23 protein-coding genes and 1 pseudogene are annotated in these 24,757 nt (G+C 63.0%); 14 read left to right on the top strand and 10 right to left on the bottom strand.

Going from position 1 to position 24,757, the window contains the following annotated elements; all coding sequences use genetic code 11:
• Positions 1–10 precede the first annotated feature (10 nt).
• The 6 genes from K0P03_RS24940 to K0P03_RS24915 all read right to left on the bottom strand — a co-directional run bounded on the left by K0P03_RS24940 (position 11) and on the right by K0P03_RS24915 (position 6,424).
• Positions 11–658, bottom strand: a complete 648-nt coding sequence (locus K0P03_RS24940; RefSeq protein ID WP_272790889.1) for a dihydroxyacetone kinase family protein — start codon at positions 656–658, stop codon at positions 11–13.
• Positions 659–662: 4 nt separating this feature from the next.
• Positions 663–1,664, bottom strand: a complete 1,002-nt coding sequence (locus K0P03_RS24935) for a dihydroxyacetone kinase subunit DhaK (protein WP_272790888.1) — start codon at positions 1,662–1,664, stop codon at positions 663–665.
• A 23-nt stretch (positions 1,665–1,687) separates the two neighbouring features.
• On the bottom strand, positions 1,688–2,722 hold the full coding sequence (locus K0P03_RS24930) for an ABC transporter permease (protein ID WP_272790887.1): 1,035 nt from the start codon (positions 2,720–2,722) through the stop codon (positions 1,688–1,690).
• Entirely contained in the window at positions 2,719–4,287 is a 1,569-nt protein-coding gene (locus K0P03_RS24925; RefSeq protein ID WP_443020599.1) for a sugar ABC transporter ATP-binding protein, read from the bottom strand. Before K0P03_RS24925 ends, K0P03_RS24930 begins: the two co-directional genes overlap by 4 nt.
• Positions 4,288–4,361: 74 nt before the next feature.
• A complete protein-coding gene (locus tag K0P03_RS24920; protein ID WP_023512499.1) occupies positions 4,362–5,372 on the bottom strand; it encodes a substrate-binding domain-containing protein in 1,011 nt (336 codons plus the stop codon).
• A gap of 29 nt (positions 5,373–5,401) precedes the next feature.
• Positions 5,402–6,424: an ABC transporter permease gene (locus K0P03_RS24915; RefSeq protein WP_272790885.1), complete on the bottom strand. Its 1,023-nt coding sequence runs from the start codon at positions 6,422–6,424 to the stop codon at positions 5,402–5,404.
• A 196-nt stretch (positions 6,425–6,620) separates the two neighbouring features.
• Between K0P03_RS24915 and K0P03_RS24910 the strand changes: the two genes are divergently transcribed.
• Together K0P03_RS24910 and K0P03_RS24905 are read left to right on the top strand one after the other, a co-directional pair.
• Complete coding sequence (locus K0P03_RS24910; protein WP_272790884.1) at positions 6,621–7,706, top strand: LacI family DNA-binding transcriptional regulator; 1,086 nt, start codon at positions 6,621–6,623, stop codon at positions 7,704–7,706.
• 17 nt (positions 7,707–7,723) lie between these two features.
• A complete protein-coding gene (locus tag K0P03_RS24905; protein ID WP_272790883.1) occupies positions 7,724–8,785 on the top strand; it encodes an aldo/keto reductase in 1,062 nt (353 codons plus the stop codon).
• Positions 8,786–8,801: 16 nt separating this feature from the next.
• On the opposite strand, the pseudogene K0P03_RS24900 reads toward K0P03_RS24905, so the two are convergent.
• From K0P03_RS24900 to K0P03_RS24890, 3 genes and pseudogenes are all read right to left on the bottom strand, one after another.
• Positions 8,802–9,523, bottom strand: a pseudogene (locus tag K0P03_RS24900) (IS5 family transposase).
• A gap of 275 nt (positions 9,524–9,798) precedes the next feature.
• Positions 9,799–10,074 carry a hypothetical protein gene (locus K0P03_RS24895; protein ID WP_024270403.1) on the bottom strand — a complete coding sequence of 92 codons (276 nt, stop codon included), beginning with the start codon at positions 10,072–10,074 and terminating at the stop codon, positions 9,799–9,801.
• A gap of 231 nt (positions 10,075–10,305) precedes the next feature.
• Entirely contained in the window at positions 10,306–10,449 is a 144-nt protein-coding gene (locus tag K0P03_RS24890) for a hypothetical protein (protein ID WP_272790882.1), read from the bottom strand.
• Here K0P03_RS24890 and K0P03_RS24885 point away from each other — a divergent pair.
• From K0P03_RS24885 to K0P03_RS24875, 3 genes are all read left to right on the top strand, one after another.
• Complete coding sequence (locus K0P03_RS24885; RefSeq protein ID WP_272790881.1) at positions 10,439–11,494, top strand: porin; 1,056 nt, start codon at positions 10,439–10,441, stop codon at positions 11,492–11,494. The genes K0P03_RS24890 and K0P03_RS24885 overlap by 11 nt on opposite strands.
• Positions 11,495–11,657: 163 nt before the next feature.
• Complete coding sequence (locus K0P03_RS24880) at positions 11,658–12,335, top strand: winged helix-turn-helix domain-containing protein (RefSeq protein ID WP_023512658.1); 678 nt, start codon at positions 11,658–11,660, stop codon at positions 12,333–12,335.
• Positions 12,322–13,671, top strand: a complete 1,350-nt coding sequence (locus tag K0P03_RS24875) for a sensor histidine kinase (RefSeq protein ID WP_272790880.1) — start codon at positions 12,322–12,324, stop codon at positions 13,669–13,671. Before K0P03_RS24880 ends, K0P03_RS24875 begins: the two co-directional genes overlap by 14 nt.
• 235 nt (positions 13,672–13,906) lie before the next feature.
• Here K0P03_RS24875 and K0P03_RS24870 read toward each other — a convergent pair whose 3' ends face one another.
• Positions 13,907–15,037 (bottom strand): histidinol-phosphate transaminase, encoded by a 1,131-nt coding sequence (locus K0P03_RS24870; RefSeq protein WP_272790879.1) that lies wholly within the window; start codon positions 15,035–15,037, stop codon positions 13,907–13,909.
• Positions 15,038–15,164: 127 nt separating this feature from the next.
• Here K0P03_RS24870 and K0P03_RS24865 point away from each other — a divergent pair, with 127 nt between their 5' ends.
• From K0P03_RS24865 to K0P03_RS24825, 9 genes are all read left to right on the top strand, one after another.
• Complete coding sequence (locus K0P03_RS24865; RefSeq protein ID WP_023517073.1) at positions 15,165–15,932, top strand: SDR family NAD(P)-dependent oxidoreductase; 768 nt, start codon at positions 15,165–15,167, stop codon at positions 15,930–15,932.
• Between the two features lie 248 nt (positions 15,933–16,180).
• Positions 16,181–17,314: an ABC transporter ATP-binding protein gene (locus K0P03_RS24860; RefSeq protein ID WP_272790878.1), complete on the top strand. Its 1,134-nt coding sequence runs from the start codon at positions 16,181–16,183 to the stop codon at positions 17,312–17,314.
• 32 nt (positions 17,315–17,346) lie between these two features.
• Positions 17,347–18,462 (top strand): ABC transporter substrate-binding protein, encoded by a 1,116-nt coding sequence (locus tag K0P03_RS24855; protein ID WP_023513490.1) that lies wholly within the window; start codon positions 17,347–17,349, stop codon positions 18,460–18,462.
• Positions 18,463–18,527: 65 nt separating this feature from the next.
• Positions 18,528–19,472 (top strand): ABC transporter permease, encoded by a 945-nt coding sequence (locus K0P03_RS24850; protein ID WP_023513489.1) that lies wholly within the window; start codon positions 18,528–18,530, stop codon positions 19,470–19,472.
• Positions 19,469–20,269, top strand: a complete 801-nt coding sequence (locus K0P03_RS24845; protein WP_023513488.1) for an ABC transporter permease — start codon at positions 19,469–19,471, stop codon at positions 20,267–20,269. The genes K0P03_RS24850 and K0P03_RS24845 overlap by 4 nt, the downstream gene beginning before the upstream one ends.
• A gap of 38 nt (positions 20,270–20,307) precedes the next feature.
• Entirely contained in the window at positions 20,308–21,636 is a 1,329-nt protein-coding gene (hisD, locus tag K0P03_RS24840; protein WP_272790877.1) for a histidinol dehydrogenase, read from the top strand.
• 4 nt (positions 21,637–21,640) lie between these two features.
• Positions 21,641–22,654, top strand: a complete 1,014-nt coding sequence (locus K0P03_RS24835; protein WP_272790876.1) for a zinc-dependent alcohol dehydrogenase — start codon at positions 21,641–21,643, stop codon at positions 22,652–22,654.
• A gap of 52 nt (positions 22,655–22,706) precedes the next feature.
• Positions 22,707–23,438 carry a histidine utilization repressor gene (hutC, locus tag K0P03_RS24830; protein WP_023513485.1) on the top strand — a complete coding sequence of 244 codons (732 nt, stop codon included), beginning with the start codon at positions 22,707–22,709 and terminating at the stop codon, positions 23,436–23,438.
• Between the two features lie 25 nt (positions 23,439–23,463).
• Positions 23,464–24,756, top strand: coding sequence for a hypothetical protein (locus K0P03_RS24825; RefSeq protein ID WP_272790875.1), 1,293 nt, complete (start codon positions 23,464–23,466; stop codon positions 24,754–24,756).
• Position 24,757 lies beyond the last annotated feature (1 nt).

The raw sequence follows: 24,757 nt of genomic DNA, 5'->3' as shown, positions 1-24,757 counted from the left end.
GAAGCAGTCTCTACCGGCTTGCCACGAAGTCCGCCATGTGGCGGATGAGGAAAGCCCCCACTGTCGCGCCCGCATCCTGCAGGCCGATGGTCTTTTCCTGGAAGGCCGCGGCCTTGCCATGCTGGGCAAGCAGGGACTTGGTGGCTTCGAGCGCCTGCTCGGCGGCGTCTGCCGCGGCGTTGAGCGCATCGGCAAGCGAAGCGCCGGCAACGGCCTGTGCTTCCAGTGTCACCGCAATCGGGTCGAGCACGTCAAGCAAGGTCTTGTCGCCGACCTTCGCCTTGCCGCGTTCGGCAACGCCATCGCGATAGGCGCGCCAGAAGGCGGCCATGTCCGCCGTTTCCAGCACATTCTTGCCCTCAACGGCCTTGCTGGCCCGCAGGAATCCGGTCGCCGTCAACGTACCCATGGTGGAAGGAGCGGTGCGGGCCATTGTTGCCCCGGCTGTACGCAGGAGCTTGGCGATACCTGCCGCTTCGCCCTCTGCCTCCAATGCATCGGCAGCGGCGGCGAAGGACTTGCTCATGGTGATGCCGAGGTCGCTGTCGCCTACCTTGCCGTCGAGCGCGATGAGGAATTCACGCTGTTCGGAAAAGAGATCCTTCCAGCTCTTGAAAAGGTCGATCAGGCCTGCGGCATTCAATGTCTCGATCGTCATCGTTTCACCCTGCAATGTGCTGGAAGAACGGCGTGTTGGCCGGAGCGGCGACAAGGCGGTCGAGCTCGTCGTCGAGATGCAGGATCGAGATCGACGCGCCGGCCATCTCCATCGAAGTGGCGAATTCGCCGATCCAGACATGTTTCGCGGTAACGCCGCGCGCTTCCAGAAGCTGCGCGACGCGGCGGAAGAGGATGTAGAGCTCCTCCAGCGGCGTGCCGCCGAGGCCGTTGACAAGCACGGCGACGTTGTCGCCGGACTTGTAGTCCGTTTCCGCGAAGATGCGCTCCATCATCTCGTCGACGACCGCATCGGCCGGCGCCAGCGTCTTGCGGCTGATGCCGGGTTCGCCATGGATGCCCATGCCGATTTCCATCTCGTCTTCACCGATGGAGAACGTGGCGTGGCCGATTTCCGGAACGACGCAGCTGGAGAGTGCGACACCCATGGTGCGGGTATGCAGCCGCGCCTTGTCGGCAAGGCGCGCGACCTCATCGAGCGGGAGGCCTTCGGCGGCCGCTGCACCGGCGGTCTTGTAGATGAAGAAGATGCCGGCGACGCCACGGCGCTTGTGTTCCTCCCCGACCACCGAGGAGGCGACGTCGTCATTGCCGACGACCTGCTTGACCACGATACCGTCAAGATCGGCAAGTTCGGCAGCCATGTCGAAGTTGATGATGTCACCGGTGTAGTTGCCGTAGATATAGAGGACGCCGGCACCTTGATCGATATGCTTCGTTACCTGGTACATCTGCTCGGCGCTGGGCGACTGGAAGACGCCGCCAACCGCCGCTCCGTCGAGCATGCCCTCGCCAACGAAGCCGAGGAAGGTCGGCAGGTGGCCCGAGCCACCGCCGGTCGCGATGCCGACCTTGCCGGGTTTGGTCCTTGCGCTGACCAGGCAGCGCAGGTCGTTGGCCGCATAGGTGACGGCGGGATGCGCCTTGTAGATGCCTTCCAGCATCTCGTCGACGAAATTGACGGGGTCGTTCAAAAACTTCTTCATGCTCTTGCTCCGGGAATTGGGGATTATTTCTTGCGCTGGCGCGTGACGAAGAAGGCGGCGGCCAGCAGGATGAAGCTGCCGACGACGAGCCGCTGCCAGGTGCTGGGAATGCCGACCATGACGAGCACGCTGTTGATGACAACGATCAGGAGCACGCCGAGTAGGGTGCCGAGGACCGTGCCGGTGCCGCCGGTGATGCGCGCGCCGCCGAGTACGACGGCCGCGATGACGTTGATCTCGGTGCCAACGAGATCGAAGGGATTTGCCTGCCGGTTGGCGCAGACATGGATGATGCCGGCAAGGCCCGCGAGCGCGCCCGCATAGCCGAACAGGAAAACATGCACGGTGCGCAGGTTGTACCCGAGGCGGTTTGCGATGTCGGCATTGCCGCCGACGGCGAAGATGGCGCGACCCATCAGGGTACGGTTGAGGATCCACCAGGTCACGAAGGCGGCAATGGGCAGGACGAGGAAGTAGAACGGCAGCGTGATCAATGCGCCATTGGCGGATTCGAGCTGCAGGAGCGGCATGCGCCCGAAGCTGCCCATCTGCGGGGGCAGCGACATGATCCAGACCGTACCGATGAAGGAGAGCAGGAAGCCGCGGAAGAGATACTGCGTGCCGATGGTGACGATCAGCAATGGCACCTTCAGGTGATGAACGAGCAGGCCGTTGACAATGCCGAGCGCCGCGCCGCCGACCGTCGCCATGAGAATGATGAGGGCGATGGGCAGGTTCGGCAGATAGGTCTGCACCAGCACGGTCATCGAATACATGGTGAAGGCCGCGATCGCCGTGAAGGACACGTCGATGCCGCCTGCCGCCAGGATGATGAAGACGCCGAGCGCGAAAAGCCCCATGACCACGCTGGCGCGGCCGATGTCGATAAGCGTCGAGGGTTGCAGGAAGGCCGGGTTGGCGATGGTGACGCCGACACAGATCGCCACCAGAAGCAGGAACGTGATGGTTTCCGGTCGGCGGCGCACGAGTTCGCTGAAGCTGAAGGAACGCGACGGGCCGGTGGTGCCGTGGAGTTCATCGGTTCGTGAGGCACTCATTGCATGGTCTCCGTCGTGGTCGCCAGCATTGCTTTGTAGAGCTGGTCTTCGGTTGCCTCTCCGGCGCCCATTTCCGCGACCACCCGGCCGCCGTTCATGACGAGGATGCGGTCGGCGTTCTGAAGGAGTTCGGGCAGGTCGTCGCTGACGATGACGAGCCCCATGCCCGCTTCGGCAAGGGCCTGGATGACGCGATAGATCGTGTCCTTGGAGCCGACATCGACGCCGACGGTGGGCCCGTGCAGCACCAGCAGTTTCGGTGCGATGCTCAGCCACCGGCCGATCAGCACGCGCTGCTGGTTGCCGCCCGAGAGCGCCCCGACAGGCAGGTCGAGATTTTTCGTGTTGAGCCGCATCTCCTCGGAAAGACGGGCGGCGATCCGGCGTCCTTCTTCCCGGTCGACAACGCCAAGCGAATTGGCAAGGCGCGAAACGATGAGGGCGATTTCGTTCTCGAAGATCGACTTGTCCAGGAAGAGACCTTCGGCAAGCCGGTCCTCCGGGACATAGCCGATACCATGCGCGATGGCTTCCGCAGGCGAGCGGACGGAAACGACCTTGCCATCGAGTGTCACTGTGCCGCCCGTGGCAGGGGCAACGCCGGTCAGGGCCAGGGCAAGCTCGTTGCGGCCGGAATCGGCAAGACCCGTAATGCCGAGAATTTCGCCCTTTTTCAGGGAGAAGCTCATCTCCCGCACGCCATCGACAACGAGCCGCTCCACTTTGAGCAGCTCCTTGTCTGACAGTTTGCCCGTGCGGTAGCGCTGGGCATCGATGGAACGACCGGTCATCAGTTCGGCGAGTTCCTTCTTGCTGTAGGTTTCGATAGGCCCCTGAGCGACGCACTGGCCGTCCCGGAAAACGACGGCGTGGCCGCCGATGCGATAGCATTCGTCCAGCTTGTGCGTGACGAAGAGTACGGCGACGTTTTCAGTGCGCAGGCGCTCGACGACCTGGATGAGGTTGTCCACTTCCTTGCGTGTCAGTGACGTGGTCGGCTCGTCCATGATGACGAGTTTGGCGCGGGTCGCTATGGCCCGGGCGATTGCGACAAGCTGGCGGGAGGCGAGCGGCAGGTCGGAAACGATGGTGTTGAGGAAGGTCCGGTCGCTCGGCAGGCCTACGGCGGCCAGCGCCCGCTCCGCGGTTTCCTTCAACCGCTTGCGATCGAAGAGACGTGCGAGACGGCCGCTGGCGTTCACCAGCTGCTCGTTCATCGCGACGTTCTCGGCGACCGTCAGATTGGGCAGCAGCGACAGATCCTGGTAGACGGTCTCGATGCCAGCGGCGAGCGACTGGATCGGTGTCAGCGACGCAAAGGTCTCGCCACCCAGCACGATCTCGCCTGACGTCGGGGCATGCGCACCCGACATGATCTTGATGACGGTGCTCTTGCCGCACCCGTTCTCGCCGAGAAGGTGGTAGGCCTCGCCCGGATGGAGCGTCAGATCGATGCCGCGCAGGGCATGGACGCCGCCGAACCACTTCTGGATGTTCCTGAGTTCAAGGAGCGCTGCCGGTTGCTGCGCTGTTTGTGCTTGTGCCGCCACGGAAATTGTCCTCATGCTGACCGGCGTTTTGCCACGCCGGACGATCCCGGCCGGAAGGGGAACCTTCCGGCCGGCTGACGGTTTGTCGATTAGAACAGGTGTTCCTTGTAGGTCGCCTTGTCGGCGAGGACCATGCCGTTGCCGAGGATCAGCAGGCCCTTGCCCGGGCCCTGCTTGACCGAGACCTTGTTGTAACCTTCGACGCCGAGGTCCATGCCGTCGGTGACTTCCTTCTTCTCCAGCAGCAGGCGTGCGACGGCGTTCATCGCCATGCCGGCCTTCTGCGGGTCCCAGAAGCCAATCGCCGTGATGGCACCGGATTCCAGCAGGTCGGCCGAGGGGTTCGGCAGGCCGGTGCCGACGAGGCAGACTTTGCCGCTCAGACCCGCTTCGTCGATGGCGCGGCCGACGCCGAGCACGTCGTTGCCCGCCGAGGTCTGGAAGCCCTTGATGTCAGGGTGCTTGCGCAGGATTTCCTTGGCTTTCTCATAGGTGCCGTTGGCATCGTCGAAGGATTCGTTGTTCGGATCGACGAGTTCCATGCCGGCATGTTTCTTGGCATTCTCCTCACCGGCGCCGACCCACTGCATGTGCGTGCGGCTGCCGAGCGAGCCGACGAAGGTCGTCCACTTGCCTTCCTTGCCCATGCATTCGGCGAGGCGTTCGTTCAGGGCCGAGCCATAGTCTGCATTGTCGAAGGCCTCGACGTCGGCATGGGTGTTCACCTGGTTATCGGCTTCATGGGTGACGACGACGATGCCGCGCTCCATGGCGCGCTGGAAGGTGCCTTCCAGAACGGCCGGGTCCATCGGCACGACGGCAAGGGCGTTGACACCCTTGGCAACGAGGTCGTTGACGATCTGCAGCTGCTGGGCCGAGTCCGCTGTTGCCGGGCCACTCTGGCTTGCAACGACGTCCGGATTGGCTTCCTGATAAGCCACGACGCCGGTGTTCATGCGGTCGAACCACGGAATGCCGCTGATCTTGACCACGGTGGCGATGACCGGCTTTTCCTGTGCGACCAGCGTGCCGATCGAGCCGGCAAGCGCAACGGCCGCAACTGTGGTTCCAGCCAGTACCTTCTTCGAAAACGATTTCATGTTTTCCTCCACGAATTTTCCCTCCTGTTTCACTTCGGCGTTTGAGGGACAGGCACCGAAGGGGTTGGCGAGCGGCGTCCCGGGGACAGGAAGCCAGCGATGTCGTAGCGGCCGACGGCCAGGAAGGTGAGCAACAGCAGCCCCCAGGCGAAATCACGCACGAAATTGGAAAGGCCGCTGAAATTGAGCAGGCTCGACATGAGCTGTAGGGCGATGGCGCTGAGGACGACGCAGACGACGCGCCCATAGCCGCCCTCCGGCTTCACCCCGGCCATCACGGCAATGAGGATGGCGATGAGCAGGTACGAGCTGCCGTAGTCGAACTTCACATTGACGTTGCGTGCCGCGATGATGATGCCGACAAGGCCCGACAGCAGGCCGGATATCGCGTAGGTGGCGACGATCACGCCGTTCCTGGGAAAGCCTGCATAGACGGCGGCCTTGGGATTGGTGCCCATCAGCATCAGCCACAGGCCATAGGGCGTGAACTTCAGCAATGCGGCGATGGCGGCCGCGACCAGAACGAAGACGAGGAAGCTGATCGGAACCCCGGCGATCATGTCGTTGCCGATACCCGACAGCAGCGCTGGGCTGCCGACCGTCACGGCCTTGCCGCCGGAGACGACCACGGCGAGCCCCATGAAGGCCATCTGCGTCCCGAGTGTGCAGAGGATGGGCGTGATGTTCAGCCGAGAGATGAGGACACCGTTGATGATGCCGCCGGCAAGACCGACGAGGAGGGCGCCCAGGATGAAGGCGAGACTGAAGGCCGTGCCGCTTTCCGCCGCCGAGACAAACGACGATACGATGACGGCCGACAGGACGCCGGAAAGATTGGCGAGCGCAATGCCCGAAAGATCGATACCGCCATTGCCGGCGCACATGGCAAGCATCACGCCGATGGCCAGGAGACCGATTTCTGGAACCTGGCTCGCCATGGACTGGAGATTGAAGAGGGAAAGGAACGAGCCGCCGGAAATCAGGGCGCCCGTCACCAGCAAAAGGCCGTTTATGACAGCAAGCATCGCCAGCTGTCTGCCGGTTTTTTGCATGATTCCCTCCCATTTGTTTACTAAACAAAATCTAGCTTCACTAAAACGCTAGCAAAGGACTTTTGGCCTGACAAGCCCCGCCGGAGCGGAAAATTGGTTGCGAACGGGGTCGATTTGCCCTAGGTCTCGCAAAGTTCATCTAAATCGTTTAGTAAACTTGTTCGCAGTCGCAGCATGAAAAGGCCCGCATCTCCGCATGAAGAAACCGGGAAAACCGACCATCAGGGATATTGCCGAGACGGCAGGCGTATCGCCCGCGACGGTTTCGCTCGTGTTGAACGGCAAGGGAGAGATTTCCGGCGTGACGCGGGCGCGGGTGCTGGAGGCGGTGGCAAACCTCAACTACGTACCCCGGGCAACGCGAAGCAGCGCGGAGCCCGGCGAAACACTGCGTTTCCTGAAGATCGCCAAGCATGGCCATACCGTCAACCGCGACCATAGCGTCTTCATCTCCGACTATATTGACGGCATGTCCGCCGAGGCGACACGGCGCAACTACACGCTGGAGGTCGTGAGCTTCGAGGGCCAGCCGATCAGCACGGTGGCGGAATCGCTGGCCGGCGCGCCGATATCAGGCGTCGTCGCGCTCGGTACGGAGCTGACGGAAGCCGATATCAGGCTTATCCAGGGCCTGGGTTTCCCGACCGTCTTCATCGATACGTTCTATGACGTGCTCGAAGCGAATTTCGTCGATATGAACAACGAGGATGCGGTCTACAAGGTTCTCTCGCGTTTCCGCATGCAGGGGTTCCAGCGTATCGGCTTTGTCGCTTCTCACGTCGACACGACCAACTTCCGCCTGCGCCGCGAAGCGTTCTTCAAGAACATGGAGCGGCTGGGCCTGCCGGTGAACGGGGCTGACATCCTCTCGGTGGAATCGACCTATGACGGCGCCTATCTCGATACGCGCGCGCTGCTGTCGGCCGGGCTCGATCTTGCGGAATGTTATTTCTGCACGAACGACATCATCGCCTACGGCTTCATCCGCGCGCTTCGCGAACATGGCATTTCGATTCCGCAGGACGTCTCGATCATCGGCTTCGACAACCTGCCGCAGAGTGCGACGATGGAACCGGGGTTGACGACGATCGACGTGTCGAAGCGCAAGATCGGCTATCTCGCCGTCACCGTGCTCGATGACCTCATCGCCGCCGCCGAGCCTCAGCCGCCGGTCAAGATCCTCGTTGGCGCGGAGCTCGTTCTGCGCGCCAGCCACGAGCACGGTGTCTCGAAGACGGTGCCGGAGCGCCCGAAGCGCAAAACCCGGCAGCCGGCGCAATAGAATCTGGGAGATGCATCATGGAATACAGGACGCTCGGCCGCACGGGCCTCAAGGTTTCGGCGATCGCCATGGGCACCTTCTCCTTCGGCGGGGTCGGCGCCTTTGCCCGGGTCGCCAACCAGGGTGTCACCGAAGCGCGCCGTCTCATCGACTGCTGCATCGACGGCGGTGTGAACCTCTTCGACACGGCCAACATGTATTCGCTCGGTCGCTCGGAGGAAATTCTCGGCGAAGCGCTCGGTGACAAGCGCGAAAAGGTGCTGATCTCGTCCAAGGCCCGCATGCGTATCGGCGATGGGCCGAACGACGAAGGCACGTCGCGCTACCATCTCATCCGCGAATGCGAGCGCAGCCTCAAGCGGCTGAAGACCGACCACATCGACATCTACTTCATGCATGAATGGGACGGTGTGACACCGGTCGAAGAAATGCTGTCGGCACTCGATACACTGCGCCAGCAGGGCAAGATCCGCTATGTCGGCTGCTCCAACTATTCGGGCTGGCACATCATGAAGGCGCTCGGCTTGGCGGAGGCGAAGAACCTGCCGCGCTTCGTGACCCAGCAGATCCACTACACGCTTGAGGCACGCGAAGCCGAATACGAGCTTCTGCCGATTTCTGTCGATCAGGGCCTCGGCGTCATGGTTTGGAGCCCGCTCGCCGCCGGTCTGCTTTCCGGTGCCTTCGGACGCGAAAGGGCGCCTGCCGATTCCCGCCAGGCCGTCGGTTGGAGCGAACCACCGATCCGGGACCGGGAGCGCCTGTGGTCGATCATCGACGCGCTCGAGGTCATCGCCAAAACCCGTGGTGTCTCGGTGGCACAGGTCTCACTGGCCTGGACCCTCTCGCGCCCTGCCGTTGCAAGTCTCGTGGTCGGCGGCCTCAGCGAGGATCAGTTCCGTGACAACATCGCCGCTGTGGATCTGAAGCTGAGCGAGGAGGAGCTGGACGCGCTGAACAAGGTCAGCCGCCCACCTTACATCTACCCTTACTGGCACCAGCACAACTTCGCCGCCGCGCGTTTCAGTGCTGGCGACCAGGCCCTGCACGACAGCTATGCAGATCTCGGCATGATCTAGGCTCAGGGCTCATTGATCAGATCCAGAATATGACGGCGGCTGCGATGCAGATGGCGGATAAGAATGTTTGTGCGCACCGGTCGTAGCGTGTTGCGATGCGTCGCCAATCCTTGAGTTTGGCGAACAGGTTCTCGACCTTGTGGCGCTGACGGTAGAGCGTCTTGTTGTAGGCGAATGGGACTTTGCGGCTGCGGCTGGATGGGATGCAGGGCTAGATGCCTCTGACTTCGAGCTCCTGGCGGAACCAGGCGCTGTCAAAACCGCGATCGGCGATGAGGTGTTCGGCCGGTGGCAGGGCATCAAGCATGAGGCGCGCGCCTTTGTGGTCGCTCATCTGGCCTTGCGACAGGAGCAAGATGATCGGCCGGCCGTCACCGTCGCAGACGGTGTGGAGCTTGGAGTTCAGCCCGCCCTTGGTTCGCCCGATACGACGGGGAACATCCCCTTTTTTAGCAGGCTCGCCGCGGTGCGATGAGCCTTCAGTTGCGTCCCGTCGATCATGATGCGTTCGGGTTTTGGCCCTTCACCCGCAAGGCCAGCGAAGATGCGGTCGAACACGCCCATCAGGCTCCAGCGGACGAAGCGGTTGTAGAGCGTCTTGTGCGGGCCATACCCTACCGGCGCGTCCTTCCACTGCAAGCCGTTCCTGATGACGTAGACGATGCCGCTGATCACTCGCCGGTCGTCAACTCTCGGAACACCGTGCGACAGCGGGAGGAACGGCGATATCAGCGCCATCTGGCGCTCGCTCAGCACAAAAGATCACCCACAACGGCCTCCTTCAACAGAGATCCTGAATCACATCTCAATCCAAATTAATAGGTCCTGAGCCTAGGCGATATGTAAGGATTCGGTTGCGGCAAGTTATGGCGCTTCTCTCGCATGCGGAGATGATCCTGCATGTGAGGGAGGCGCCATAAATTATTGATTATGCTCGGGAGGATAGCAAAGTCAGTGTCTGCTGGCAGTCTTGCAGGCGCGGGATCGCGCGTGCGGTGCCTTTGGCCGTCATCCTACCTGCTGCGCGAGGTCCGGGTCCACTCGGTCTTCGGATTCGTGATCGAGACCGTGCCGAGCCGCTCGTTCGTCCGTTCGACCTTGCCATTGTCGAGTACGCGGAACGTGACGTCGGGGTCGGAAAGCGAGCGGGCGGTATCGCCCGGCTTGCCGTGTCCCTGGACGATGCTGCCCAGCACGCTGCTTGTCGCGTTCATCCCGCTGTTGGCCGATGCCGAAGCCGAGGCGGCGGCGAAGAGGAGGAGGGTGATGGTGGCGATCTTGATGGTCATGGTGTTGTCCTCGTCATAGCGCTGCTTCGTTGCAGCAGGAGGACAGTACGAAGCGGATTTCACGCCCCCATCGCGTGAAGCTTACAAATTTGTCAAAGCATAGTGCGGGAAAGCGGGACTTGTTTTGTCTGGATATGCGCTCATGGATGCTTCTTTCTGTCCAGGCGCAAGGCGAACCCTGCCGGTTGTCTTGAGTGATCCATTCTCTTTCAAGAGGACAGAGGAAATGTATCAAAAATACAACAATCTCTCGCCGAGCGCCCGGCTTACAGTGCTGTAAACTTCAGGAAAATCTGCCGAAAACTTGGGCGCGCCAAGTGGAACGGCCCCGACATTGGGGTAGTTGCTCTTCTTGAGGTGAAAGATGAAATCCATTCGCACCGTCCTGTTGGCCGCCGCTGCTGCGTCAACCTCTTCCTTTGCCTACTCGGCCGATGCCGTGGTCGCCGCCGACCCGGAACCCATGGAATATGTCCGCGTCTGTGATGCCTTCGGCAACGGCTATTTCTACATTCCCGGAACGGAAACCTGCCTGAAGTTCAGCGGCTATGTCCGCTTCGACGTTCAGGGCGGCGAGGCGCTCGGCCGTGACACCGATCTTGACGGCGATGGCGATGCCTTCGATGCCCGTTCCCGTTCGTTGCTCCGCATCGATACTGCGTCCGATACGGAGTATGGCCCGCTGAAAACGCATACCGAGATTCGATTCAACTATCACGGCGGCTATGCAGGCCCGAACTACGCCTCGTCGGGTTATGATGCCGGTACAGACATCTTCCTCTACCAGGCCTTTATCGATTTCTATGGCTTCCGTGTCGGTAAGGGCGAGTCCGCATTCACGACATACACGAACTATGCCGGCAATGTCATTCAGGACTGGGTGACGAAGTACGGACCGTTCGAGACCAACTTCATCGCCTACAACTATGACAATGGCAACGGCCTTACCGGCGTGCTCAGCCTCGAAGACGACCGCGGCGAGGGTAAGGGCTACATGCCCGATTTCGTGGTCGGTATCGGTTACTCGGCGGGCGCCTATGGCGTCAAGCTCGTCGCGGGTTACGACGAATCGATGAAGGAAGGCGGGATCAAGGCCCGTGTTGACGGATCCTTCGGCGGTTTTTCTGCCTTTTTCATGGCCGGCTGGAACACTGATGGCGACCGCGGGCCGAATCGTTTCGCTGCCTGGTCCGGCGACTACGCGCTCTGGGCTGGCGTTTCCGCCCCCTTGGCTGAAAAATTCGTGCTGAACACCCAGCTTTCCTATGACGAAGCCGACAACTTCGCTGCGGTCGCCAATGTGGACTTCAAAGTCGTGGACGGCTTCACCGTCACGCCGGAGGTTCTCTACATCGACAATTTCGACCGCAAGGACGCCGACGCCTGGGGTGGCATGCTCCGCTTCCAGCGCAAGTTCTGACCATGAAGACCGGGCGCCCTTGGCGCCCGGTCCCGAAGCCTTTCGCATATATCACAAATTTGTAAACAAGCTTGTCTCAGTTTCGTCCAAACAACCCGCAATCGATCTGGCGGGCGGCGCTGCTTCCATCTGCGCTTCGCCCGGTGGAAGCATGAGGGCCTGAATGAAGATTCTTTTACTCGAGGACGACAGCAAGACGGCCTCGTATCTGGTCAGGGGCCTCTCCTCGGAGGGGCATGTCGTGGATCATGTTACGGATGGGCGGGATGCGCTGGCACTTGGTCTCGATTGCACCTACGAGGTGATGATCGTCGATCGCATGGTCCTCGGCCTCGATGGCCTGAGCCTCGTCAAGGCGCTGCGCTCGGCCCATGTCCAGACACCCGTCCTGTTCCTGACCGCGATGAGCGGTATCGACGACAAGGTCGAAGGTCTGCAGGCCGGCGCTGACGACTACCTTGCCAAACCCTTCGTGTTTTCCGAACTGATGGCGCGGATCGGCGCCCTGACACGCCGGCCCCCACTCTCCCAGGAAAAGACGCGCCTCAAGGTGGGAGACCTGGAGGTCGATCTGATGCGCCGGACCGCCGAGCGCGCCGGTACACCGATCGAGCTGTTACCGCGCGAATTCGCTCTGCTGGAGCTCCTGATGCGCAATGAAGGCCGGGTTCTGACGAAGACGATGCTGCTCGAGCGGATCTGGAACTTCAACTTCGATCCGCAGAGCACCGTTGTCGAGACCCATATCAGCCGGCTGCGGGCCAAGATCGACAAGCCCTATGGCCGCTCCCTTCTGCATACGGTGCGCGGCAACGGATATTCCCTGCATGCGCGGCAGTAGCTTCCTGCGCAGTACGGCGCTGAAGCATGCTGCCGCCTACATGATGCTGTTTGCGGTTGCCAATCTCAGTGCCAATCTTATCGCCCATCGCATGGTGCTGAATTTCCTCGACGATCGCCTCAATGCCAGTGTCCTGGAGCGGTTTCGCGAAATCTCCTCCGCCTTTGATGTGGGGGGCGTTGCCGCGGCGGTCACGATGATCAAGAGCCACGGGCCGGCGATCCGGGGGGAGGAATCCGTCTACAATCTGCGGGATCCAGGCGGCCGGCTTCTCGCTGGAAATGTCAAGCTGCCGCAGGCGGCCAAGGGGTTCTCGAGCCTCAATCCGGCGCGTTCGGACGATGGTGCACTCGCCTACAAGCTCTATCGCGGCGACCTTGGTGACTATGCCCTGACGGTGGGGGTGAGCTACAAAGATACCGACAGGCTGACGCGGATCGTGACGACCAGCTTCGGCTGGGCGACGGCGATCTCCTTCGGCCTCGGGACCGGGGGCGCCATCCTCGTTGCCGGGCGGCTGCGCCGGCGCGTCCGAAGGTTGGTCAGGGTCGCCCATGCGATTGGCAATGGCGAACTTGCCCTCAGGCTTCCAGTCTCCCGGCAGGATGATGAAGTCGATCATTTGGCCAAGGAACTGAACGGGGCCATCGGGCAGCTGGAATCGAGCGTCACCGCGCTGAAGCAGGTGACGACCGACATCGCGCATGACCTGAAGACGCCGCTCGGCCGGGTCTTTCTGATGCTGGACGAGTCCCTGCAGGCGCAGGATGCAGAAAGCGGCCGCGCCTTCACAAGTGCCGCGCTCTCGGAGCTCGCCGGCATTTCGACCACCTTCGATGCTCTCTTGCGGATCGCCCAGATCGAGGCGCGCGACCGCCGCACGAATTTCCGGTTCTTCGACCTGCAAACCCTTCTTGCCGATATCCACGATGCGTTCCGGCCGATTGCGGAGGATGACGGCTACATCCTGCATCTTGAATGCGACGGCGCGGCCATCGTCTTTGGCGATGCCGATCTCATCCGCCAACTGTGCGTGAACCTTCTCACCAACGCGCTGCGCCACACGCCGCCAGGCACGACGATCGAAATCGCATCGCATCTCACGTCCAGCCATGTGCATCTTGTCATATCCGACAACGGTCCGGGCATTCCCGATCGCGAGCGCGGGAAGGTCTTCGACCGCTTCTACAGGCTGGACAAGAGCCGGAATTCGCCGGGAACCGGCCTCGGGTTGAGCCTCGTCAAGGCGATCGGTGAATTGCACGGCGGCACAGTGGCCCTGTCCGACAATGCGCCCGGGCTTGTCTGCACCGTGCGCCTGCCGTCTGCCGGCTGATCCGGACGGTCCACCCTTCGCCAGTTTGAATTTTTGTAAGCTTCCCGCCGAACTGCCACAAAGTCCGCGCACTATCATTGGCGCGGATACGGAGGAGACCTGCCCATACCGTTTCCACTGCCGCCTGCTCGAGACTGACCTCCTCGGGCAGGCGGCATGCGTTTGTCCGGGGTGGATCGCCGTCCTCACGTCGAAGCGAGTTGGGAAAGCCTCCCGACGATGTTCTCGTCTTCGGCTACCCGGCAGATTTCGCCGCGTCCACGCCCTCCGCATCCGCAAGTGCGCGAAGGAAATGGTCGTTCTCCTCCCGCGAGCCGATGCTGACACGGATGAATGTCTCGAAGCCGGGTTGCTTCCAAGGTTTGACGATGACGCCACGCTTCAGCAGCGCTACGGCCAGATCCGAAGCGTTCTTTCCGGCATCGACGAACAGGAAGTTCCCTTTCGACGGCGCGATCCGGTAGCCGGCGGCAGCGAGGGCCGTCTTCAGCCGTTCCCGTTCCGCAAGGGCGCTCTTGACCGATTGCGCGAGGTGATCCAGGTCTTCGAGGGCGGCGACCGCCGAGGCTTGGGCAATTGCGTTGGTGTTGAACGGGGTGCGGGCGCGGTTGAAAAAATCGCAGAGGCCGGTGTCGCTGACGACGCCGTAGCCGATACGCAGGCCCGCGAGGCCGTAGGCCTTGGAGAAGGTGCGCAGCACCACCCAGGGGATATCCTTGCCCTTGAGCATGTCGATCGCCGACGGATAGTCGTCGCCGGCGGCATATTCCGCATAGGCCTCGTCGATGACCAGCAGCGTCTCTGCGTCGAGCGCGGCGATGACTGCCGCCAGCTCGTCCGGTGTCAGCCAGCAGCCGACCGGGTTCATCGGGTTGGAGAACATCAGCATGCGCGGCTTGCGGGCTGCGGCGGCAAGGAGCGCCGCCATGTCGATGGTCAGGTTCTCGGTCACCGGCACGCGCTCGATCAAGCCACCCATCAGCGCCGTATAGTCTTCATGCAACGGGAAGGAGGGGTAGAGCGTCGCGACTGTGTCGCCGGGGCGCACGACCGAGCGGCAGATGACGCCGATCAGGTCTTCCGAGCCGTTGCCGAGGATGACCTGCCGGCTATCGACGCCGAAGCTGGCGGCGAGCCGGGTGCAGAGGGCGCGGCCCTGCGGATCGGGATAGAGGCGGGCGAGTTCGCCGATGTCGGAAAACAGCCGTCGCAAGGCCGGCGAGGGGCCAAGGGGGTTCTCGTTGGAGCCGAGCTTGGCGATGGTATCCACCTGATACGTGGCCCGCACTTCTTCGAGCGTCAGTCCGGCATTGTAGGGCGGGATAGAGCGGATTTCTCCGCGGATCAGGCTTGAAGGGTCTGCCATTTTGCGGCTCCATGCGATCGGTTTGCCATGCCGCATTCATACGCCCGGAATTTTGATCTGTATATATGTATAGACATTTTCTTGCGGAAGTGCTGTCCTCTGGCAGGAAGTCAATCGAGGTGCCGCCATGAACCGTCCGATCTTCGATCTCTCCAGCCGCCGCGCGCTTGTCACCGGGGCCAGCCGCGGGATCGGCCAGGCCATTGCGGTGGCGCTTGCCGAAGCCGGGGCCGATGTCGCCGTCACGGCGCGTGCGCTTGAGGGGCTGGCGGAGACCCGGGCGCTGGTGGAAAAAGCCGGACGGCGCTGCGTGGCGCTCGTGCAGGATGTCCGCGACGTGGAGGCCAGTGCGGCCGTGACGGCCGTGGCGGCCGATGCGCTGGGCGGCCTCGACATCCTCATCAACAATGCCGGCTTCGAAAATGTCCGCCCCTCCTTCGATGTCGATGAGGCCCTGTGGGAATCGATCCTCTCGACGAATCTGAAGGGCGCCTTCTTCTGTGCGCAGGCGGCGGGCCGCATCATGGCCAGGTCCGGTGGCGGCGCGATCGTCAATCTCTGCTCGCTGACCTCCTATGTCGGCATTCCGACGGCGGTGCCCTATGGAGCGTCGAAATCGGGTCTTCTCGGCGTGACGCGGGCGCTTGCCACGGAGTGGGCGCCGCACAATATTCGCGTCAACGCCATTGCCCCCGGCTACTTCCGCACGGCCATGACGGAGGCGTTCTACGAGAACGAGGAGTGGCAGACGCGGATGCTGGACAAGATCCCGCAACGCCGCTTTGGTGGTGAAGGCGATATCGGCGGTGTGGCGGTTTTCCTGTGCAGTGATGCGGCCGCCTATGTCACCGGCCATTGCATTCCGGTCGATGGCGGCTACCTTGCCTCGATCTGACAGCGCCAGCGCCTTGTATCGCTCGTGCCGTCTTTAGAGGCAGGCGTGAGAGGCGATTTTTCGCTATTGCACAAAATTTAGGCGGATAGTTTTGCAGTGCAAAAAATGCGCATATTTGGTTGACGGAGCTTGTATGCATATGTATAGACAACCTTACGAGATGCTCGGTCGCCCGCCCGCGGCCGTAGTGGCAAGAGGAAGCCTTCCAGCGCCCCTGCGTCGCCGGTAGGGCAGCACAGGGGAATGTCATGGGCGTTGTCGATGTCGAACAGCGTGCGGCCGAGCCGCTCGACCGGATTGCGGTCTCCGTCAAAGATGTCAGCATGGTCTTCGGCAATGTCCATGCCGTAAAGAGCGCATCCTTCGATCTGCCGAAAGGCCGGTTTCTCACCATCCTCGGGCCTTCGGGATCCGGCAAGACGACCTTGCTGCGCATGATCGCCGGCTTCGATCGCCCGACCGGCGGCGAGATCTTCATCAATGGCCAGCCTGTCAGCGCCGTGCCGCCGCATGGCCGGGCTATCGGCATGGTGTTCCAGAAACTGGCGCTTTTCCCGCACATGACAGCGGGGGAGAATGTCGCCTTCCCGTTGAAGATGCGCCGCCACGATGCCCGCCGCATACCGGAGAAGGTGGAGCGCTATCTCGATCTCGTCCGCCTTGGCGGCTACGGAAACCGGCGTATCAACGAGCTTTCCGGCGGCCAGCAGCAACGCGTGGCCATTGCCCGTGCCCTGGTGTTCGAGCCGGATCTCCTGCTGCTCGACGAGCCGCTTGCCGCGCTCGACCGCAAGCTGCGCGAGGAAATGCAGCTGGAGTTCCGCCGCATCCAGAAGGAGCTCGGCGTCACGACGATCAACGTCACACACGACCAGCGCGAGGCACTTGTCGTTTCCGATGAGATCGTCGTCATGGACGGTGGCTCGATCCAGCAGAAGGCGCGCCCGGTGGATGCCTATCGTGCGCCCTCGAACGCTTTCGTCGCCAACTTCATCGGCGTCACCAACTTCATCGAGGGCAGGGTGGTCGAGCTTGCCGGAGCGCGCGCGACGATCGAAGCCAGCGGTCTTCGCCTTGCCGGTCTTGCGGCGGACGCAACGCTTGCGACCGGAAAGGCCGGCACCGGCGCGGTGCGGGCCGAGCAGATCCGCGTCGCGCCCAGGAACGGTCGGCTGGATGGCCTCGAAACCGTTGTCGATGGCCGCGTGGACGACTGCATCTTCGAGGGCGAGCGCGTCGTCTATGAAATCCGGGTTCCACAGCTCGGCGACGTCATGATGCGCGTCTTCGATCACGACCCCGAATCCCATTTGCAGTTCGGCCCGGGCGACGCGGTACGCCTCGGCTGGAATGCGAGGGACATGCATGTCTTTGCAAGATAACCAACGAAGGCTGAGCCAGAGGAGAACGCGTAATGTCGCATGATAAATTTTCTTCCATGCAGATCCGTCGCCGCACGCTGCTGGCGTCGATGGCCGCGGCCGGTGCGTCCGCAGGTCTTTCGACGCTCGGCGTCAGCCGCGCCTTTGCCCAGGAGCCTGAAAAGCCGGCCGAGATCATCGTCCGCGCCTGGGGCGGAAGCTGGGTCGAGGCGCTGAAGGCCGGTGTTTCCGACAGCTTCACCAAGGCGACGGGGATTGCCGTCCGTCATGACCTGACGGAAGACAACGAGATCCAGCCGAAGGTCTGGGCTGCCGTCGCCCAGAAGCGTGTGCCGCCGATCCACATCAACTGGGACACGACCACCAACGCTACCAAGTCGGCGCTGCGCGGTGTGACGGAAGACCTGTCGGACTTGCCGAACCTCAAGAACACCACCGATCTTGCCAAGCCCGTCGGGCTCGATGGCTATCCGATCGTCAACACCTATGGTTATGTCTACGTGCTGGCCTACCGCCCGTCGGCCTTCCCGAACGGTGCACCGAAGTCCTGGAAGGATCTTCTTGATCCGAAGCTGAAGGGCCGCATCGCGCTCTACAACGACGGCATCGGCTTCCACTTTCCGGCGCAGGTCGCCGGCGGCGGCAAGCTGGAGGACATTCCCGGCAACATGCAGCCGGCCTGGGACTTCATCTCGAAGATCAAGGAGCAGCAGCCACTGCTCGGCGAGGATCCGGACTTCACCACGTGGTTCCAGAAGGGTGAGATCGACGCCGCCTGCACCATTTCGACCAATGTGCGCGAAGCCAAGAAGAACGGCATCGAGCTTGCCTGGGTGGTGCCGGAAGAGGGCGCCAAGTTCGATACGGACGGCCTGTGGATCCCGAAGGGCCTGCCGGAAAACGAACTCTACTGGGCCAAGCAGTACATCAACCATGCGCTGACCAAGGAAGCCCAGCAGGTCTGGCTCGACGGTCTCGGCCTGCCCGGCGTCGTGCCCGGCCTTACCCCGCCGGCCGATCTCGTCAACGACCCGTCCTACCCGACCACGGAAGAGGCCTTCAAGCACCTCATCCGCATCTCGTCCAAGGTGCAGGTCGAGAACGAGAGCCAGTGGTTCGCCAAGTTCAAGGAAATCATGCAGGGCTGATGCCCTGTCTGCCCGCCGCACACCATCGGCGGCGGGCACTCTCCTTTCGTTAAGAGGATCGGTTCATGCGCACTCCCCGTGCCGCATATCCCGTGACATGGCGTGTCATGGATATGCTCGAACGCCTTGCGGCCGCCGTCTGGCCATCGAGTTTCCAGCGGGGCTTGCCCTATCTCATGCTCATGCCGGCGATCGTTCTGGTGGGGCTGCTGGTGCTCGGCCTCCTGCAAATCGGCGATACGAGCCTCAGGACGCTCGATACCAGCACGTTTCTGATGTCGGAGACCTACACGCTCGCCAACTACCAGCGTGCGTTGACGGAGAGTTTCTTTGCGACGGTGGCCGGCCGCAGCCTGATGGGCTCGCTGATCGTCACCGCGGTTACGCTGCTCTTTGCCTTCCCCTATGCCTACCTGATGGTGCGCACGCCCTCCTCGGCGCTGCGCAAGTTCCTGCTGGTCGCTCTCTTCCTGCCGTTCTTCATCGGCCAGGTCGTGCGCGCCTATGGTTGGCTCATCATCCTCGGCAACCAGGGCATGGTCAACGAGGCGCTGGGGCTCGTCGGTGTACCGCCGATGCGGCTGCTCTACAATTATCCGGCCGTGCTGTTCGGCCTCGTGCAATACATGCTGCCCTTCGCGGTGCTGATGCTGGCTCCGGCGCTGACGGCCATCCCGAACGAGCTGGAGGCTGCTGCCGCCTCGCTTGGCGCCGGTTGGGTGCGCACCTTCCGCCATGTCGTGCTGCCTTTGTCCCGTCCGGGCCTTGTCGGCGCCGGCCTCGTCGTCGTCACGCTGTCGCTGACGGACTTCGCCATCCCCGCCATCCTTGGCGGCGGCACCCAGGATTTCATCGCCAATGCGATCTACGACCAGTTCTTCCGCACCTCCGATCAGGGGCTCGGCGCGACGCTGTCGCTGATGCTCGTCGCCGTCGGATCCATCCTCGTCGGGGTCGTCTTCATGCTCTTCGGCGCCGGCACGCTTGCCATGGGGGAGACGCGTAAATGACCGGCAGCCGCAGCAAATCCGTCGTCTTGTGGACCTTCGTCGTCGCCGCGCTTCTCATGCTCTCCGCGCCCACCATCGTGGTGCTTGGCGCCTCGTTCACGGCCGGCAACATCATCACCTTCCCGCCGGACGGCCTCTCTCTCAAATGGTATGGCGCGATTTTGCAGGCAAGCGATCTCCGGCAGGCATTCCTGCGCTCGCTGATCGTCGCCACCATCTGCACCATCGTCGCCATCCCCGTCGGCACGCTTGCCGGCATCGCCCTTGCCAAGTACCGCGTGCGCTTCGCCCGCTCCATCCAGATCTATCTGCTGCTGCCCTTCACCATCCCGTTGATCGGCTCCGGTATCGGCCTGATGCTGGTCTTCGGCAATGCCGGCGTGCTCGGCAAGCTGTGGCCCGTCGGCATTGCCTGCTGCGTCATCAACCTGCCCTTCATGATCTGGGCCGTAACTGCGAGTGCCAGCAACCTCTCGCCCGACCTGGAGCTGGCGGCGGCCAATTGCGGGGCGCCGCCCGTGCAGCGTTTCCTCTACATCACGCTTCCGGCGGTGCTGCCGGGCGTCATCACCGGCTCGCTCCTGATGTTCATCCTCGCGCTCAACGAGTTCCTGGTCAGCCTGCTCCTGGTGGATGCCCGAAGCGTTACGCTGCCGGTGCAGATCTACAATTCCATCCGGTCGATCATCACGCCGGATCTGGCCGCCATCTCGGTGGTCTTCATCGCCTGCGCCGCCGTGGCGATCGCCCTGCTCGATCGCTTGGTCGGTCTCGACATCTTCCTCAAATCGAAGTGACCCTTCGGCCCTTAGGGGCCAGCCATAAGGACAAGACGATGACATCAGTGTCTTTCTACGAGTATTCCAGGCTCAACGCCGAGGAGAAGGCGGCCCTCCTGCGCCGGTCGGAGAGCGATATTTCGAGCTTCATCGAGAAGGTCGCGCCGATCCTGGAGGCCGTGCGCACCGAAGGCGACAAGGCGCTGGCGCGTTTCGGGCGCGAGCTCGACAAGGCCGCCGTGACCGAAGCCAACCTCAAGGTCACCGAGGCGGAGTTCGACGCGGCCTTCAAGCTGGTCGATGCGAGCGTCGTGGAATCCATCCAGTTCGGTATCGACAACATCCGCACCTTCCATGAGGAGCAGAAGCCGGAGGCCATGTGGCTGAAGGAGATCCGGCCCGGCGCCTTTGCCGGTGACCGTTTTACGCCCATCCAGTCGGTCGCCCTCTATGTGCCGCGCGGTAAGGGCTCCTTCCCCTCGGTGACGATGATGACCTCGGTCCCCGCTGTCGTGGCCGGCGTGCCGAACCTTGCCATCGTCACGCCGCCGGCGCCGGACGGCTCTGTCGATGCCGCGACGCTGGTCGCCGCGCGCCTTGCCGGCGTGGAGACGGTCTACAAGGTCGGCGGGGCCCAGGCCGTGGCCGCGGTCGCCTACGGTACCGAAACCGTCAAACCGGCGCTGAAGATCGTCGGGCCGGGCAGCCCCTGGGTGGTCGCCGCCAAGCGCTCGCTGTCCGGTGTCATCGATACCGGCCTTCCAGCCGGCCCTTCGGAGGTGATGATCCTTGCCGATGAAACGGTGCATGGCGGGCTTGCCGCGCTCGATCTCTTGATCGAGGCCGAACACGGCCCGGATTCGTCTGCCTACCTCGTCACCCACAGTCGCCGGGTCGCGGAGGAGGCGCTTGCCGCCCTGCCGGACCACTGGGCGCGCATGTCGGAGCAGCGCGTCGCCTTCTCCAAGGCTGTGCTGACCGGCAAGACGGGCGGCATCGTGCTTACGAGCTCGATCGAGGAAAGCTACGCCTTCGTCAACGCCTATGCGCCGGAGCATCTCGAGCTCCTCTCGGAAGAGCCCTTCATCCATCTCGGCCACATCACCGAGGCGTCGGAGATTTTGATGGGCACGTATACCCCGGTCAGCATCGCCAACTTCTCGCTCGGGCCGAACGCGGTCCTGCCGACGAGCCGCTGGGCCCGCACTTTCGGTCCGCTCTCCGTTACCGATTTCGTCAAGCGCAGCTCGATCGGCTATGTCACCGCGCCAGCCTATCCGGAGTTCGCGCGGCATTCGCACAATCTGGCGGTCTACGAGGGCTTTTCGTCCCATGCGCTGGCCGTGTCGCCGTTGCGCCAGACCTATCTGAAGAAGGGCGGCTGAGGCCATGAAGGCGGTGCGGCTCCACGATGCGAAGGACCTGCGGGTGGAGGCGGTGGCCCCGCTTTCCGCACCGTCTGCCGGCTTCGTCAATCTCGCGGTCCGGGCCGCCGGCATCTGCGGCTCCGACCTGCACAACTACCGCACCGGCCAGTGGATCACACGCCGGCCTTCGACGGCGGGGCATGAGTTCTGTGGCCGCGTGACGGCGGTCGGAGAGGGCGTCGGCCATGTCGCCGTCGGCGATATGGTCTGTGCGGATTCCCGCGTTGGATGCGGCACCTGCCCGGCCTGCCGCAGCGGGCGCGTCAATGTCTGCGAAAGCCTCGGCTTTGTCGGCGAAGCCTGCGATGGAGGCTTTGCCGAGGCGGTGCAACTGCCTGCCCATCTCGTGCTGCGCCATGATGCGGCGCTTTCGCCGCGTGTCGCCGCGATGGCCGAACCGCTGGCGGTGGCGCTCCATGCCGTACGCCGGCTGGCCGCTCCGGCGGGGGAGCCGGTGCTCGTCGTCGGCTGCGGCACGATCGGCGGGCTGAGTGCGCTGCTGCTCTCGCGTCTACACGACGGCCCGCTTCTTCTCGCAGACCTCAATCCTGAAAAGGCGGCGCTGGTAAAGGTGGTGGCGGGCGGTACGGTGGTTGCCCTGGAGCGGGATGCCCTCGACACGGCGCTTTCCGGCCGGCGGCTGCGCTATGCGCTTGATGCGACGGGCAGTGTCCGGGCCATTGCCGGTGTGCTGGACCTTCTCTCCGGCGGCGGCGCGCTGGCCCTCGTGGGCATCGGCCACGGCAAGCTTGATCTCGACCCCAACACCCTCGTTGAGCGGGAAATTGCGCTCGTCGGCTGTCACGCTTTCGCGGGCGAACTTTCTGAGGCTGTCGGCCTGCTTGCCGAGCTTTCCCCGGCGCTTGAGCGCTTGATCGAGGTCCTGCCGGGGCTCGATGCGGTACCGGCGGCCTATGAGCGGCTTTTGCGGGGAGAAAGCCGGGCGCTGAAGACAATCGTCGCGGTGGCCGACTAACCGCTGCGTCATTCCGGTTGCCGGCCCTTCATGCCGGTGGAGACAGTGAACCATGAACACGCTTTCGGATTCGGCATCGCCGCTCTACGAGAAGGTCAAGGATTTCGTCCTCGGCAATATCGGCAGCGGCAAATGGAGCCGCAACAGCCGGCTCCCGTCGGAGAACGAGCTCGTCTCCGCGCTCGGCGTCTCGCGCATGACTGTACACCGGGCCTTAAGGGAACTGACCTCGGAGGGGCACCTGCGCCGCATCCAGGGCGTCGGCACCTTCGTTGCGCCGCCCAAGCCGCAATCGACGCTGATCGAGATCAGCAACATCATCACCGAGATCAAGGCGCGCGGCAGCCGCCACCGGGCCGAGGTGGTCGTGCTGGAACGCATCAAGCGGCCGGATCCGGAGCTGCTGCTCGCCTTCGAGTTCGAAGCCGTCCGGCCCGTCGACCATTCGGTCTTGATTCATTTCGAGAACGACCTGCCCGTCCAGCTCGAGGAGCGCTACGTCAATCCGGACCTCGTTTCCGGCTATGTCGAGCAGGATTTCAGCATTGCTGCGACCTACGACTATCTGCAGACCGCTACGCCGCTGACCGAGGTCGAGCACCTGATCAGCGCTTTGCCGGCCGGCGAGGAGAATGCGCGGCTCCTGCAAATCCGCCCCGGTGACAGCTGCCTCGTCCTGCACCGCAAGACCTGGACGGGGCCGGTCGTCGCCACCGTCAACACGCTGACCTATGTCGGCAGCCGCTATTCGCTTGGCAGCCGATACCTGCACGGCAGCAAGTAAACCCCGTCCACCCGGAAAGAATGCCATGACCCAGCCCAAGAGCCGCACGGCGGAAATCAGGAAGCTCGCCAAGACCGGAAGCGGGGAGGCGGAGCGGCTTTTGGCCGACCTCTTGCGCGATCTCTTTGCGATCGACGCGCGCAATGTGGCGATCAATCACGACCAGTACAGCCTCAACTCGCTGAACGGCTTTTTCGAGACAGACGAGGGTGCCTTCTTCTTCAAGTTCCACCAGGAAGAGGGGGAGGAGGCGATGAGCGGCGAGTATTATCGCGCCGACATTCTGGCGAAAGCCGGCCTGCCGGTGGACCAGCCGTTGTTGATGTCGGTGCTGCCCGGCGAGCAGATCCTCGTCTATCGCCGCCGTACCGATCCGCGCTTCTCCGACGTCTTGCGGGCGCTGGACATGAAGGACGATGTCGCGGCACGCGAAAAAGCCGTCGAGGCCGAGCGCGGGCTGAGCGAGGCCGTGCTGAAGGTCTATCTCGACACGCTGCATCCGGTGAGTGCCGCCGAGGTTGCCGCCGAGCCGATCCACCGGCTGTTCTACGAGCGCCTGATCGATGCGCCGGCCGGCAGCTATCCCGGCGGGCGGCTTTCGCGCTTCTATGTCGGCGGGGATTTTGCCTTCCCCGGGCTCACGCTTGGCTGGGACCAGCTTTCGCGCTGCCGTTTCATCATCAACGGCATCGAATACGAGGAGGGGATCGGCGCACTTTTCGACGCCGCACATCAACGGCTCGCCCCGGCGTGTCTCGCAGATGCCGGCGGTGTCGTCGCCCATGGCGATGCCCACAATGCCAATGTCTGGTACGAGGAGCACGATGGCTCCGCGCGCCTTGCCTTCTTCGATCCGGCCTTTGCCGGTGAGGACATCCCGACGCTGCTCGCCGAGGTGAAGACAACCTTCCACAACATCCTTGCCCATCCCTTTTGGCTGTACGATCCTGCCGAAGCGGCAGCACGGTACAAGGCCAGCGCCGTCCTTGCGGGTGACCGGCTGCACGTCACCATGGACTTCACGCCGAGCCCGGTCCGGCTGGCGCTGCTGGACGTCAAGGCCGAAGCTCTGTGGCGTCCTTTGCTGGCGACCCTGAAGGCGCGCGGCCTGCTGCCCGCCGATTGGCGCCGGGTCGTCAGGCTCGGGCTCTTCCTCTGCCCGACGCTGGTGATGAACCTTCGCGCCGGTGCCACGAGCCACAATCCCGTATCCTCGCTCATCGGCCTTTCCGTTGCTGTGATGGCTGGCAGCGAGCCGGTGGCGGGGGAGGATGTGGTCACCCGCTTCCTCGACGCGATCGACCCTGGCAGAGGCTGAT

The sequence above is a fragment of the Shinella sp. HY16 genome (assembly GCF_028534175.1).
Classification (GTDB): domain Bacteria; phylum Pseudomonadota; class Alphaproteobacteria; order Rhizobiales; family Rhizobiaceae; genus Shinella.
This window is presented reverse-complemented; position numbering and strand designations above follow the sequence as displayed.

Bases quoted from the DNA above. Each gene is read 5' to 3' on its own strand.
- K0P03_RS24915 (WP_272790885.1), bottom strand. From the start codon at position 6,424: ATGCAAAAAACCGGCAGACAGCTGGCGATGCTTGCTGTCATAAACGGC.
- K0P03_RS24865 (WP_023517073.1), top strand. From the start codon at position 15,165: ATGAACCGTCCGATCTTCGATCTCTCCAGCCGCCGCGCGCTTGTCACC.
- hisD (WP_272790877.1), top strand. From the start codon at position 20,308: ATGACATCAGTGTCTTTCTACGAGTATTCCAGGCTCAACGCCGAGGAG.
- K0P03_RS24850 (WP_023513489.1), top strand. From the start codon at position 18,528: ATGCGCACTCCCCGTGCCGCATATCCCGTGACATGGCGTGTCATGGAT.
- K0P03_RS24880 (WP_023512658.1), top strand. From the start codon at position 11,658: ATGAAGATTCTTTTACTCGAGGACGACAGCAAGACGGCCTCGTATCTG.
- K0P03_RS24860 (WP_272790878.1), top strand. From the start codon at position 16,181: ATGGGCGTTGTCGATGTCGAACAGCGTGCGGCCGAGCCGCTCGACCGG.
- K0P03_RS24825 (WP_272790875.1), top strand. From the start codon at position 23,464: ATGACCCAGCCCAAGAGCCGCACGGCGGAAATCAGGAAGCTCGCCAAG.
- K0P03_RS24835 (WP_272790876.1), top strand. From the start codon at position 21,641: ATGAAGGCGGTGCGGCTCCACGATGCGAAGGACCTGCGGGTGGAGGCG.
- K0P03_RS24925 (WP_443020599.1), bottom strand. From the start codon at position 4,287: ATGAGGACAATTTCCGTGGCGGCACAAGCACAAACAGCGCAGCAACCG.
- K0P03_RS24895 (WP_024270403.1), bottom strand. From the start codon at position 10,074: ATGACCATCAAGATCGCCACCATCACCCTCCTCCTCTTCGCCGCCGCC.
- K0P03_RS24890 (WP_272790882.1), bottom strand. From the start codon at position 10,449: ATGGATTTCATCTTTCACCTCAAGAAGAGCAACTACCCCAATGTCGGG.
- K0P03_RS24920 (WP_023512499.1), bottom strand. From the start codon at position 5,372: ATGAAATCGTTTTCGAAGAAGGTACTGGCTGGAACCACAGTTGCGGCC.
- K0P03_RS24930 (WP_272790887.1), bottom strand. From the start codon at position 2,722: ATGAGTGCCTCACGAACCGATGAACTCCACGGCACCACCGGCCCGTCG.
- K0P03_RS24845 (WP_023513488.1), top strand. From the start codon at position 19,469: ATGACCGGCAGCCGCAGCAAATCCGTCGTCTTGTGGACCTTCGTCGTC.
- K0P03_RS24855 (WP_023513490.1), top strand. From the start codon at position 17,347: ATGTCGCATGATAAATTTTCTTCCATGCAGATCCGTCGCCGCACGCTG.
- K0P03_RS24910 (WP_272790884.1), top strand. From the start codon at position 6,621: ATGAAGAAACCGGGAAAACCGACCATCAGGGATATTGCCGAGACGGCA.
- K0P03_RS24940 (WP_272790889.1), bottom strand. From the start codon at position 658: ATGACGATCGAGACATTGAATGCCGCAGGCCTGATCGACCTTTTCAAG.
- K0P03_RS24875 (WP_272790880.1), top strand. From the start codon at position 12,322: ATGCGCGGCAGTAGCTTCCTGCGCAGTACGGCGCTGAAGCATGCTGCC.
- K0P03_RS24935 (WP_272790888.1), bottom strand. From the start codon at position 1,664: ATGAAGAAGTTTTTGAACGACCCCGTCAATTTCGTCGACGAGATGCTG.
- hutC (WP_023513485.1), top strand. From the start codon at position 22,707: ATGAACACGCTTTCGGATTCGGCATCGCCGCTCTACGAGAAGGTCAAG.
- K0P03_RS24870 (WP_272790879.1), bottom strand. From the start codon at position 15,037: ATGGCAGACCCTTCAAGCCTGATCCGCGGAGAAATCCGCTCTATCCCG.
- K0P03_RS24905 (WP_272790883.1), top strand. From the start codon at position 7,724: ATGGAATACAGGACGCTCGGCCGCACGGGCCTCAAGGTTTCGGCGATC.
- K0P03_RS24885 (WP_272790881.1), top strand. From the start codon at position 10,439: ATGAAATCCATTCGCACCGTCCTGTTGGCCGCCGCTGCTGCGTCAACC.